This window comes from Novosphingobium sp. PASSN1 (genome assembly GCF_002278815.1).
Map to the genome: position 1 here is coordinate 395,070 of NZ_NKIS01000002.1, position 11,788 is coordinate 406,857.

At 63.6% G+C, this 11,788-nt stretch carries 14 protein-coding genes; 8 read left to right on the forward strand and 6 right to left on the reverse strand.

What is annotated here, in order from left to right:
* Positions 1-8 precede the first annotated feature (8 nt).
* Positions 9-1,304, reverse strand: a complete 1,296-nt coding sequence (gene mnmE / locus CFE35_RS04695) for a tRNA uridine-5-carboxymethylaminomethyl(34) synthesis GTPase MnmE (protein ID WP_292928433.1) — start codon at positions 1,302-1,304, stop codon at positions 9-11.
* Positions 1,305-1,329: 25 nt separating this feature from the next.
* Positions 1,330-1,605, reverse strand: a complete 276-nt coding sequence (locus CFE35_RS04700) for a DUF6489 family protein (RefSeq protein WP_292928435.1) — start codon at positions 1,603-1,605, stop codon at positions 1,330-1,332.
* Between the two features lie 111 nt (positions 1,606-1,716).
* Here CFE35_RS04700 and CFE35_RS04705 point away from each other — a divergent pair, with 111 nt between their 5' ends.
* The gene (locus CFE35_RS04705) at positions 1,717-2,415 is read left to right on the forward strand and encodes a dienelactone hydrolase family protein (protein WP_292928437.1); all 699 of its coding nucleotides are present in this window, start codon (positions 1,717-1,719) and stop codon (positions 2,413-2,415) included.
* A gap of 7 nt (positions 2,416-2,422) precedes the next feature.
* Here CFE35_RS04705 and CFE35_RS04710 read toward each other — a convergent pair whose 3' ends face one another.
* Positions 2,423-3,565: an aspartyl/asparaginyl beta-hydroxylase domain-containing protein gene (locus tag CFE35_RS04710; protein WP_292928439.1), complete on the reverse strand. Its 1,143-nt coding sequence runs from the start codon at positions 3,563-3,565 to the stop codon at positions 2,423-2,425.
* Positions 3,566-3,657: 92 nt separating this feature from the next.
* Between CFE35_RS04710 and CFE35_RS04715 the strand changes: the two genes are divergently transcribed.
* On the forward strand, positions 3,658-4,041 hold the full coding sequence (locus tag CFE35_RS04715; protein ID WP_292928441.1) for a nuclear transport factor 2 family protein: 384 nt from the start codon (positions 3,658-3,660) through the stop codon (positions 4,039-4,041).
* 28 nt (positions 4,042-4,069) lie between these two features.
* Here CFE35_RS04715 and rho read toward each other — a convergent pair whose 3' ends face one another.
* The 3 genes from rho to hemE all read right to left on the reverse strand — a co-directional run bounded on the left by rho (position 4,070) and on the right by hemE (position 7,047).
* Entirely contained in the window at positions 4,070-5,326 is a 1,257-nt protein-coding gene (gene rho / locus CFE35_RS04720) for a transcription termination factor Rho (protein WP_292928859.1), read from the reverse strand.
* A 164-nt stretch (positions 5,327-5,490) separates the two neighbouring features.
* Entirely contained in the window at positions 5,491-5,934 is a 444-nt protein-coding gene (locus CFE35_RS04725; RefSeq protein ID WP_292928443.1) for a CopD family protein, read from the reverse strand.
* Positions 5,935-6,009: 75 nt separating this feature from the next.
* Positions 6,010-7,047: a uroporphyrinogen decarboxylase gene (gene hemE, locus CFE35_RS04730; RefSeq protein ID WP_292928445.1), complete on the reverse strand. Its 1,038-nt coding sequence runs from the start codon at positions 7,045-7,047 to the stop codon at positions 6,010-6,012.
* A gap of 347 nt (positions 7,048-7,394) precedes the next feature.
* Here hemE and CFE35_RS04735 point away from each other — a divergent pair, with 347 nt between their 5' ends.
* From CFE35_RS04735 to raiA, 6 genes are read left to right on the forward strand one after another with little or no spacing between them, the layout of a single operon-like run.
* Positions 7,395-8,240: a pyruvate, water dikinase regulatory protein gene (locus CFE35_RS04735; protein ID WP_292928447.1), complete on the forward strand. Its 846-nt coding sequence runs from the start codon at positions 7,395-7,397 to the stop codon at positions 8,238-8,240.
* 10 nt (positions 8,241-8,250) lie between these two features.
* Positions 8,251-8,835, forward strand: coding sequence for a nucleoside triphosphate pyrophosphatase (locus tag CFE35_RS04740; protein ID WP_292928861.1), 585 nt, complete (start codon positions 8,251-8,253; stop codon positions 8,833-8,835).
* Positions 8,832-9,686, forward strand: a complete 855-nt coding sequence (gene aroE / locus CFE35_RS04745) for a shikimate dehydrogenase (RefSeq protein ID WP_292928449.1) — start codon at positions 8,832-8,834, stop codon at positions 9,684-9,686. Before CFE35_RS04740 ends, aroE begins: the two co-directional genes overlap by 4 nt.
* The gene (gene coaE, locus CFE35_RS04750) at positions 9,683-10,285 is read left to right on the forward strand and encodes a dephospho-CoA kinase (protein ID WP_292928451.1); all 603 of its coding nucleotides are present in this window, start codon (positions 9,683-9,685) and stop codon (positions 10,283-10,285) included. Before aroE ends, coaE begins: the two co-directional genes overlap by 4 nt.
* Positions 10,286-10,325: 40 nt before the next feature.
* Complete coding sequence (dnaQ, locus tag CFE35_RS04755; RefSeq protein WP_292928863.1) at positions 10,326-11,015, forward strand: DNA polymerase III subunit epsilon; 690 nt, start codon at positions 10,326-10,328, stop codon at positions 11,013-11,015.
* A 54-nt stretch (positions 11,016-11,069) separates the two neighbouring features.
* Complete coding sequence (raiA, locus tag CFE35_RS04760; protein ID WP_292928453.1) at positions 11,070-11,633, forward strand: ribosome-associated translation inhibitor RaiA; 564 nt, start codon at positions 11,070-11,072, stop codon at positions 11,631-11,633.
* The last annotated feature ends 155 nt before the right edge of the window (positions 11,634-11,788 follow it).

Consider the following 11,788-nt stretch of genomic DNA (forward strand, 5'->3'; position numbering starts at 1 on the left):
AATGCCGATCACTTGCCGATGCAGAACCGGCCGAACAGCGCATCGAGCATGTCTTCAGTGCCAGCGCGGCCAACGAGGCGATCCAGCGCCAGCCTTGCCACCCGAAGGTTCTCCGCCGCAAGCAGCGGATCGCGCTGTCGAGCGCCTTCAGCTACCGCGTCGGCCACTTCCGTCAGCAGCCCATGTTGCCGGGCATTGAGCGCAACGTCACCCGGCGCCGGGAGCGCAGCGCGCGCGTGCGCAATCAGCGCCGCGCGCAAGGCATCGACGCCCTCACCCGTCATGGCAGAGAGGCGAAACGGCGCGTTGTGCTTCTTCGGCGCATCGGTACGGTCGCACTGAGCGGCAATCTCCCAGACAACGCCGCCGAGCGGTCCGGCACCCTCCGGCCCCATCCACAGCACAAGGTCTGCCCGGGCTGCTTCAGCGCGCGCGCGCGCAATGCCGATCTGTTCGATGGCTCCTGCGCCTTCATCACGCAGACCTGCCGTGTCGACAAAGGTGAACGGTACACCGCCCAAGGCCACCGCGCGCTGCAACACATCACGCGTAGTGCCCGGCTCGGCTGCGGTAATGGCCGCCTCGTCCTCCACCAACGCGTTGAACAACGTGGATTTTCCGGCGTTGGGCGGCCCCGCCAGCACCACCCGGAAACCCTCGCGCAAGGGTTCCGCACGTGGACGCGCAAGCCAGGCCGCAAGGTCTTCCGCCAAAGCCCTGCCCGCGCCGGCAAAGCCATCAGGCAGGCCGCCGCCCTGCTCATCGATGTCATCATCTCCAGCGAAATCGAGTGCCGCTTCAAGCGCAGCAGAAAGCGCCAACACCTGACCACGCCAATCCGCGACCTGCCGCGAAAGCGCTCCATCCGCCAACGCCAAGGCCGCGCGCCGCTGCAATTCGGTCTCGGCAGACAGCAGGTCGGCCAGGCCTTCGGCTTCGGCCAGATCGATCCGGCCATTGGCGAAAGCCCGGCGCGTGAACTCGCCCGGCTCGGCTTTGCGCAGACCGGGCAAGCCGCCCAGCGCCGCCTCGACTGCCGCGACAACCGCGCGGCCGCCGTGGAGGTGCAGCTCGGCGCAATCCTCCCCCGTTGCCGTCCCCGGTCCGGGCAGCCACAACACTAGTGCGTGATCCAGCGGCTCCACGGCTGCATTGGTCAAAGCCGCCAGCGCAGCCCGGCGCGGCTGCGGACGCTTGCCGGCAAGCGCCGTCAAAGCCGGTCCAGCCTCAGGCCCGCTGATGCGAATCACGGCAATGCCAGCTGGGGGCGCGCCGGAGCTCAGCGCGAAAATCGTCTCGGTCACATCTGTTCGTTTCAGAGGCGTTCGTTCAGGACTTGGGCTTATCGCCCGATGCGCCTGCCTTGAACCCGGCCATCGCCGCACCAGCACCCTGTTCGACGAACTGCTGGAACAGCTTCAGCCCCATCTCGCCCATCGGCGCCATCTGCTTGGCAAACCCCTGCAACTGGTCAACGCTGTTCATGCCCTGCATCGCCTTGGCCAGCGCGTCGACGTAGACGTCATTGGCGCGCGTCACATCGGGCAGGCCCAGAAAGCGGCGCGCTTCTTCGGGTGTGCATTCCACCTCGACGTTGACTTTCATGGCCTTCACCTTTCGCTCTGATGCACCGACACTGTCATGCACGCTTGGCAAAGTCTACGCTGCGCGCTTAACACCGCATCGACCAACCGCCATGCCAGAAGGACAAGCATCATGGGTGAGATGACGATGATCGGAACGCTGGACGGAGAGGCTGAGTTCCCCGTCTACGTCGCGACGCCTGAGAACCAGACCGAAGCCGCCATCATCGTGATTCCCGAGATCTTCGGCGTGAACGCCGGCATCCGCAAGAAGTGCGACGACTGGGCCGCGCTCGGCTATGTCGCGCTTGCCCCCGATATCTTCTGGCGCTTCGCCCCCGGCGTTCAGCTCGATCCCGATGTGCCCGAACAGTTCCAGGAAGCCCTCGGCTATTTCGGGCAGTACAACCCCGATCTCGGCGTGCAGGATATCGAAGCGGCGATCCACTGGCTGCGGCAGGAGCAGGCGGTCGACAAGATCGGCCTCGTCGGGTTCTGCCTCGGCGGCCGCATGGCCTATATGGCTGCGGCGCGCACCGATATCGATGCCTCCGTCGGCTACTACGGCGTGATGATCGACCAAATGCTGAACGAGGCCCATGCCATCGCCAATCCGCTGATGCTGCACATCCCCACTGCCGACCATTTCGTCGGCCCCGAAGCGCAGGCTGCCATCCACGGCGCACTCGATTCGCATCCCAAGGTCGTGCTGCACGATTATGTGGGCCTCGATCACGGCTTCGCCGCCGAAATGGGCTCACGCCGCGATGTTGCTGGTGCTGCCCTCGCCGATGAACGCACCCGCGATTTCTTCAAGGCCCACCTGACCTGAAGCCGGATCAGGCCGCGCCGTCATACCCCGCAATGCCTTCGAGCAGGCGGACAATGGCGGCGCGGTCGTCCTCCGGCACTTCGGGCCGCCAGATCTCGAACAGCAGCACTGTGCGCGTCTCCCGCCCGGCATTGCGCGCTTCGTGTTCCATCGAATCGTCGAAGATCAACGGCACACCCGGTTCCCACGTCCGCATCTCGCTACCCACCCGCAAGCTGCACTGGGGCGCGGTACGGATTGGAATGTGGCAAATCAGACGCGTGTTGAGCATTCCGAAGTGCGGCGTAATATGCGTGCCGGGCTTGAGGCGCGACCACAGTGCATTTGGCGCGCGGCCCGGAATCATCGGCATCGGCGCAAGGGCAAGGGCCGCCATCGTAGCGGGGCAGCGCGCGGCATTGGCAGCAACGGGCGCGCCATCTTTCCAGAAGTAGAACGCGCCCCACGAAGGATCGCTCAACAGCGGATTGTTGGGTGCAGGCCGATCCTCAGGCGCGACGACATAGGGCGCAAACGTGTCCGATGTCTCGCTCGCCGACACGGCAGCCAGCTCGGCTTGCATTTCTGGCAGCAGCGCCAGCATCTCTGCCAGCCAGGGGAACTCCGCCGGATCATAGAACCGGCGCTGCGGCAGCCCCGGATAATAGAACAGCGAGGGTTGCTGCAGATCGATTTCCCGCGCGCCGCGCAGCAGACCCAGGGCTTCATCCATCGCTGGTGAGAGCCCGCCGTCCATCACGGCATCGAGATGCCGCTGGAAAGCGCCCTGCGCCTCCCGCACGAAGGCCTGCGCAGCGGCAGCCATGCCCTCCATCCCGCGCGGAATACCGCTCACGCCCGCCTGCGCGAGTGCCGTAGTGTAGAAGCTGACCGCAGCCCGGTCATCGCGCGCGTGCTGGCGCAGCTGCCCTTTGGCCAGCAGGGCACCAACATCGCGCGGGGTCAGCGCCAGTTGGCGGTCCAGCGCTGCTTCTGCCGCCACATGGTTGCCCAGCGCTAGCTCGGCTTGCGCCAACGCGGGCCAGGGCATGCGGTCAGCCGGTAGCAGACGCCCTGCTTCGCGCAGCAAGTCTGCCGCCCGCGCCGGATCGCGCGCCCTCAGCGCAGCCATTCCTTCGCCAACAAGGCTCTCTGGCGGCATGGTTGTCATCCACGCACGGTTAGCGCAAACCTGCGCTGGATCAATGGCAGGCATGCGGTCCGCGTGCCACAAGGCCGCGAGAGAACAAGGAGAGAGACCTCATGCACACCGGCCTCGCCGCCTGGCACCGCTACATGCACACGGGCGATACCGCCCTCCTGGCAGAGCTGATCGCGCCTGATGCAGTGTTCCACTCACCCGTGGTTCACACCCCGCAGGAAGGCCACGGCAAAGTGCTGGCCTATCTTTCCGCTGCGGGCGAAGTCTTCGCCGATACCGGGTTCACGTATGTCCGCGAGCTAGTCGACGGACCCGAAGTCTTGCTTGAATTCACTGCCACGGTAGACGGCATACATGTCAACGGGATCGACCTGATCCGCTTTGATCTCGATGGAAAGATCATCGATTTCAAGGTGATGGTGCGGCCGCTCAAGGCCATGAACAAGCTGTGGGAGATGATGGCGGCGGCGCTCCAGAAAGCCTGAGCGCCGCGCACCTTCGAGGCCTTCCGGCCTACTGGTTCATCGTTGCGAAGAAGTCCTCGTTGGACTTGGAGTTCTTCATCTTGTCGAGCAGGAACTCCATCGCGTCGATCGTGCCCATCTGCATGAGGATGCGGCGCAGCACCCACATCTTGCTGAGCTGATCCTGCGGCACGAGCAGCTCTTCCTTGCGGGTGCCGCTCTTGCCCACGTCGAGCGCCGGGAAGATGCGCTTGTCCGCCACCTTGCGGTCGAGCACGATTTCCGAGTTGCCGGTGCCCTTGAACTCTTCAAAGATCACTTCGTCCATGCGGCTACCGGTATCGATCAGCGCGGTGGCGATGATCGAAAGCGAGCCACCTTCCTCGATGTTGCGCGCCGCGCCGAAGAAGCGCTTGGGGCGCTGCAGGGCATTGGCATCGACGCCGCCGGTCAGCACCTTGCCCGATGACGGCACAACGGTGTTGTAGGCGCGGCCAAGGCGTGTGATCGAATCGAGCAGGATCACCACGTCGCGCTTGTGCTCAACAAGGCGCTTGGCCTTCTCGATCACCATTTCCGCGACCTGCACGTGGCGGGTGGCAGGCTCGTCGAAGGTCGAGGAAATGACCTCACCCTTCACCGAACGCTGCATGTCGGTAACTTCCTCGGGGCGTTCATCCACCAGCAGGACGAGCAGGAACACTTCGGGATGGTTGTCGGTGATGGCCTTGGCCATGTTCTGCAGCAGCACGGTCTTGCCGGTGCGCGGCGGTGCCACGATCAGCGCGCGCTGGCCCTTGCCCTGGGGGCTGACCAGATCGATCACGCGGGCCGACTTGTCCTTGACCGTCGGATCCAGCGTATCGAGCCGCAGGCGTTCGTTCGGATAGAGCGGGGTCAGGTTGTCGAAGTTCACCCGGTGACGCACGGCGTCCGGATCGTCGAAGTTGACCTTGATGAGGCGCGTGATCGCGAAATAGCGCTCGCCGTCCTTGGGTGCGCGGATTTCGCCTTCCACGGTGTCACCCGTGCGCAGGCCCCATTTGCGGACCTGATTCGGCGAGACATAGATATCGTCAGGCCCGGCCAGATAGTTCGCCTCGGGGCTGCGCAGGAAACCGAAGCCATCGGGAAGCACTTCGATCGTGCCGATGCCAAGGATTTCCTCGCCGTCTTCCGCCACTTCCTTGAGGATGGCGAACATGAGATCCTGCCGGCGCAGCGTGCTTGCACCCTCCACGTCGAGCTCTTCGGCCATCTGGACCAGCTCGGCGGGCGTCTTCTTCTTGAGTTCCTTGAGATGCATGGGCTTGAACTTCATCCGAAAAGGGGCAGTTGCGCGCGCCGGGAGGTCATGGGGCTTGGGGAAAGCGGACCAAAGGGGGCAGGGCGCAAACGCGCTGCCGAAAACCGGAATGCCCAGTTCGCATAGGCCCCGGTATCCGAGGCGTCAATCGCGGAAGCGCGGGATCAGAACGGCTTGACGATGACCATGATGACGATCAGCGCCGCCGTCACGCCGGGAATTTCATTGAGCAGACGCAGCTGACGACCGGTCAACTCGCGTTCGCCCCGCGCAAGCTTGGTGGCATAGCCCGCCAGCCACAGGTGATAGGCTGATAACACCAGCACCAGCGCCAGCTTGGCATGGAACCAGCCTTGCGTGAACCACTCGCCGCTGACTGCCAGCGCCAGACCGAAGCCCCAGACGGCAAACAGCGAAGGCCACATGATGATCTTCATCAGCTTGCGTTCGCGGTCCACCCAGATCGCGTTTTCCGGCGATCCTTCCGGCGCTTCCTGATGATAGACGAAGAACCGCGGCAGCATGAACAGCCCCGCCATCCAGAAGATCACGAATATGACATGGCCGGCCTTGAGCCAGAGATAGAGCATCGCGAGAACCTGCATCATTCTGCCGAGTCTAGCGCTTTCGCGGCCAGATCGGAACTTGGGATTTGGGGCGGATCAACCCGCCCCCCGGACGCTTCAGCGCGACCAGCCCCGCACCACTTCAAGCAGCCGCTCGACATGCGGGATCGGCGTGAACTGCCCGATGCCGTGGCCGAGGTTGAACACATGCGGCCGGTCGGCAAAAACATCGAGCACGCGCCGCGCGCCGTCCTCCAGCGCGGGGCCGCCTGCCAGCAGCAGCAGCGGATCAAGGTTGCCCTGCACCGGCATTCCGGCAGGCAAGGTTTTCGCGGCCCAGACCGGATCGATCGTTTCGTCCACACCGATGGCGTCCACGCCGGTACCTTCGGCGTAGGCAGCAAGCTTCTCGCCCGCGCCCTTGGGGAAACCGATAATCGGGACATCGGGGTGCAGCTTGTGCATCGCCTCGGTGATCCGCGCATTGGGCGCAATCACCCAGCGGTCGAACTCTGCCGGGGCGAGGCTGCCCGCCCAGCTGTCGAACAACTGCAAGCCCTCGGCACCGGCTTTCACCTGGCCGCTGAGGTATTCCACGGTCACCTCGACAATCGCATCGATGATCGCCTGAAACGCACCCGGATCGCGATAGGCGAGCGCGCGGGTATCGTGCTGGTCGCGGCTGCCTTCGCCAGCGACCATGTAGGTCGCGATGGTCCAGGGGCTGCCTGCAAAGCCCAGCATGGTGGCCTCAGGCGGCAAAGCGGCGCTGACCTGTGCCACGGTCTCATAAATCGGTGAAAGACGCTCTGGCACGCTCCTGAGCGTCTCCAGACCCACATCGAGGAGGCGGGGAGAAAGCGCGGGGCCTTCACCGGCGAGGAACTGGAGATCCTGACCCATCGCGTAAGGCACGATCAGGATGTCGGAAAACAGGATCGCGCCGTCGAAACCGAACCGGCGCAGCGGCTGGAGCGTGATCTCGGCCGCGGCTTCGGAATCATAGACCAGCGCAAGGAACCCGCCCTTCTCGGCCCGCAGTTCGCGGTACTCCGGAAGATAGCGCCCCGCTTGGCGCATGAGCCAGATCGGACGGCGGGACAAGTTGGCACCCTTGAGGGTCTGGAGAAGCGGCTTTTCGGCAGGGCTAGGCATCAGTCGGTCGGTCCAATTCAAATCTATAGATTCTCTTGAATCAGATTGAGGTAGTTTGTTGGCCCTGTGGAAAGCGGGGACGAGATGCGTGTGCCCGAATTGTCCCGCCGTCTCCACAAAAAAGCGTGTCAGCGACTCTGAACAGTTGCTGCCATCCCTGCGGCGCAAGCGAAACTTGTCCCTGCTGTCCCCAGCCTGTGGAAAGTTCGCTGCGCCTGTTGGCAATCTGCCTGCCCATGGTCTGGTGTCGGGGGCATAATCGCAGCGCAAACTTGTCCGCCGTTTCCTCCCGTGGTTTATCCTCGCTCAATCCACAGCCTTCTCCCGAAGGCGGACCGGGAACTTCGATGGCGCGCCTGCATCTGCATCTTCTGTCGGACTCGACCGGCGAAACGCTCGAGATGATCGCCAAGGCGGCGCTGGCGCAATTCGATGATGCCGATGTCGTGCGTCATTTCTGGCCGATGGTCCGGTCGCAGCAACACCTTGATCGGATCATGGGCGAGATCGCCGCGAATCCGGGGCTGGTGCTGTTCACCATGGTCAATGCCGAAACGCGCGAGCTGCTGCAAACCCGCTGCGCTGCGCTTGGCCTTCCCAGCGTTCCTGCACTCGATGCTGTCACGCTCGCGCTCGAAGCGCAGCTCGGGCAGGCGGCGAAGGGCAGGCCGGGCCGCCAGCACACGATGGACGATGCTTATTTCCGCAGGGTCGAGGCGATCCAGTTCACCATTGCCCATGATGACGGCATCGCGTGGGAGGACTGGGAAGCGGCGGATATCCTGCTTGCCGGTGTCTCGCGTTCCTCCAAGACACCGACCGCGATTTATCTCGCCAATCGCGGCTACCGTGTCGCCAATATCCCCATCGTGGTGGAAAGCCCGCCGCCGCCCGCGCTGTTCAGCTTGCGGCGTCCGCTGGTCGTCGGCCTTACGACCAGTCCCGAGCGGCTGATTCAGGTCCGCCGCAACCGCCTCCTCTCGCTCAACCAGGCGCCCGAAACAGCCTATGTCGATGGCGATCACGTGGCGCGCGAAGTGCAGTATGCCCGGCGCATGTTCGCGGATAACGGCTGGCCGGTGATTGACGTCTCGCGCCGCTCGATTGAGGAGACGGCGGCTGCGGTTATCAACCTCTACAACGAGCGCAGGCCTGACGCGGGCGGTGGCGGCGGTGGAGGACATGCCCTGTGAAGGTGAGAAAATGCTGATACTGGCGTCACAAAGCGCGAGCCGAAAGGCGATGCTGACCGCAGCCGGGGTGCCGTTCGAGGCGCGCAGTTCAGACGTGGACGAAGCGGAGATCAAGCGCGAACTGATCGGCGTGCCCGGCAGTGAAATCGCGATGATCCTCGCCGAAGCCAAGGCGCTTACCGTATCGGTCAGCGCGCCGGGGCGGCTGGTGCTGGGCGGCGATTCGCTGGTTGAGGTTTGCGGACGGACATTCGACAAGCCCGGCAGCCGGGCCGATGCCGCAAGGCATCTCGCGTTCTTTTCAGGGCAGACGATGAAGCTGCACTCGGCGGCGATCCTCGTGCGTGACGGCGTGCCGGTGTGGCGTCATTGTGAAACGGCCATGCTCAAGGTGCGCTCACTGAGCCCTGATTTTATCGAGGGGTACCTGGCGCAGGAATGGCCTGCGGTCGGGGGCTGTGTCGGCGTATTCCGAATCGAGGCGCTCGGCGTCCAACTGTTCGACCATATCGAAGGCAGCCATTTCACGGTGCTCGGCATGCCGCTTCTGGCTCTGCTCGGCGCGCTGCGTACGCATGGCGAGCTGCCCGCATGAGGCTTTCCTACGCTGAAGTGATCGGTGATCCGATCGCGCAGTCAAAATCGCCCGCAATCCATGGGTTTTGGCTGGAAGCGCTTGATATAAAATCAAAATATCAAGCTACACATGTTCACACAGATGAACTTGGCGAATTTCTGAACACCCGCCGCACCGATCCCGATTGGCGCGGCTGCAATGTAACCATGCCGCACAAGCAGGCCGTCATCCCCCTGCTCGACCGCCTCGATCCGCTTGCCAGCGCAGTCGGCGCGGTCAACACGATTGTTCCGGAAAACGGAAAGCTGACCGGGTACAACACCGATGTCCCCGGCTTCCTCGAACCTTTGCGCGCGGAGCTGGATCAGACGCACTACTTCCGCATGGCCCGCATCCTTGGCACTGGCGGTGCGGCACGGGCGATCATCAAGGGGCTGGCCGACGAAGGGCTTGTCATCGTGCTGGCGGGACGCAATCCAGAAAAAGCGGGCGCACTGCTCGATGAACTGGCACCTGCCGGCGAGCATCATGCCGCCGATCTTGCGCACTTTGCCGATCCCACCGATTTTGCCTTTGATGACCGCGAAGGCTGCCTTGATCTTATCGTCAATGCATCCTCACTGGGCATGACAGGACAGCCACCGTTGGCGTTCGACATGAGCCACGCGCCGCCCGGTTCGATTGTCTATGATATTGTCACCAGTCCGCTGGATACGGCGTTTCTCCAATCAGCTCGGGCGGCAGGTTTCCGGACGATTGATGGGCTTTCGATGTTGATCGGGCAGGCCGATCACGCGTTTCGCCGCTTCTTCGGCGCAGCGCCGCCGCGCGAACGCGATGATGAATTGCGCAAGGTACTCGGCGCATGAGCCATCCTTTCATTCTCGGCCTCACCGGTTCGATTGGTATGGGCAAATCGGCCGTCGCGCTGATGCTGCGCGAACTGGGCGTGCCGGTGTTCGATGCCGATGCCACCGTGCACCGGTTGCAAGGCCCTGGCGGCGCACTGCTTTCCGCAATCGAGGCGGCATTTCCCGGCACGACGGGCCCGGCTGGCGTGGATCGCCCAGCGCTCGGCACGCAAGTGTTTGGCAATGCCGAAGCGCTCGCCCGGCTCGAGGCAATTGTCCATCCGGCGGTCGCGGAAGAACGCGCGATTTTCCTCCTTGAACACGCGGGCGAAGCGCTTGTCGTTTTCGATATTCCCCTGCTCTATGAAAAGGGACACGGTGCGGGCCTCGATGCCGTCGCAGTCGTCTCGGCACCAGCGGAGATGCAACGCACCCGCGTTCTTGCTCGCCCCGGAATGACCCCGGAAAAGTTCGCGCAGATTCTGGCGCTGCAGGTGCCGGATGCCGAGAAGCGTGCCCGCGCGGATCATGTCATTGATACCGGCGTCACGCTTGCTGAAACGCGCGCGCAAGTGGCGGCGCTGGTGGAATCCATCCGGCAAAAAAACCCGCGCTGAAGCCTTGCAACCCCCTCCGCACGGGTCCAGATTACACCAGATGCGTGAGATCGTTTTCGATACGGAGACCACCGGCCTTGATCCGCAAAGCGGCGATAGGCTGGTGGAAATTGGCTGCATCGAGATGATGAACCGCGTGCCGACCGGCGCGGTCTTTCATGCCTATTTCAACCCTGAGCGTTCGATGCCGGCAGAAGCCGAAGCAGTGCATGGCTTGTCCAGCGCCTTCCTGGCTGACAAGCCCCTGTTTGCTACACGCGCGGCCGAACTGCTCGATTTTCTCGGTGATGCACCGCTTGTAGCGCACAATGCCGGGTTCGATTTCGGCTTCCTCAATGCAGAACTTGCCATGAGCGGACTGCCGGCTGTCGACCGGGCGCGCATGGTCGATACGGTCGCCATTGCCCGGCGCAAGCATCCCGGTGCCAAACTCAGTCTCGATGCCCTGTGCTCGCGCTACGGTATCGATCGCAGCCACCGCGTTCGCCATGGCGCACTGCTCGATGCGGAACTTCTCGCCCAACTCTACGTCGAACTCATGGGTGGGCGGCAGATCGGCCTGGAACTTGCGGCAGAAGTTGAGGTCAAGGTTGCGGCTGTCCCGCTGCCGATCCGGCCTGCCGCACCGCGTGGTTTGCGACCCGCCCGGCCCCATGCCCCCAGTGCCGAGGAAATCGCCCGCCACACTGCTTTTGTCGAGGCCATCAAAGGGGCCATCTGGCTCCGATGAGCGGACTTCGCCCCGCCCACAGCGGGGAACAGGTCAAGCCAAGGAGAGTGTACTATGGATATTCGCGTTTCAGGCCATCAGGTCGACACCGGCGCCGCCTTCGAAGCGCATGCCGGGGAGCGCCTTTCCGCGATTGTCGACAAGTACTTCTCGCGCGCGCTCACTTCGCACGTCACGCTGGGGAAGGCGCCGCACGGGGGATTTCGCTGCGATATCGTGACGCATGTCGCTCAGGGGCTGATCCTCAAGGGTAGCGGCGTTGCACAGGATGCGCACGTTGCGCTCGATCAGTCGGCGGAGAAGATCGAAAAGCAGTTGCGCCGCTACAAGCGCCGGATCACCGCGCGGCAGGATCAGGCCGATCACGCCCGCCGCGAGGAAGACGCCGCCTACACCGTGTTCATGGTGGAGGAAACCGAAGCCGAGGAGCCTGCTGATGCGCCGCTGGTCATCGCGGAGACGCGGGTGGACGTCCCGACCGCCAGTGTTTCCGATGCGGTCATGATGCTTGATCTGCGCAACACGAATGCGCTCCTGTTCAAGAACGCAGGCACAGGGGTGCACAACATGGTCTACCGGCGCGGTGATGGTTCGATCGGCTGGGTTGAACCGGCTTAGTAGCGGCCCAAGTAACCGGAGCGGCGAAACTGCTTGGGTTTCTGACGTCACTGCATGGGACTTGTCCCTTGCCCAGCGCGATTCGGTGCTTGCACCGCGTCGCGTTCGGGCGCAAAGGCCGCTCCGCATCAAGCGCGCTTGCGCCTTTTCCGGTA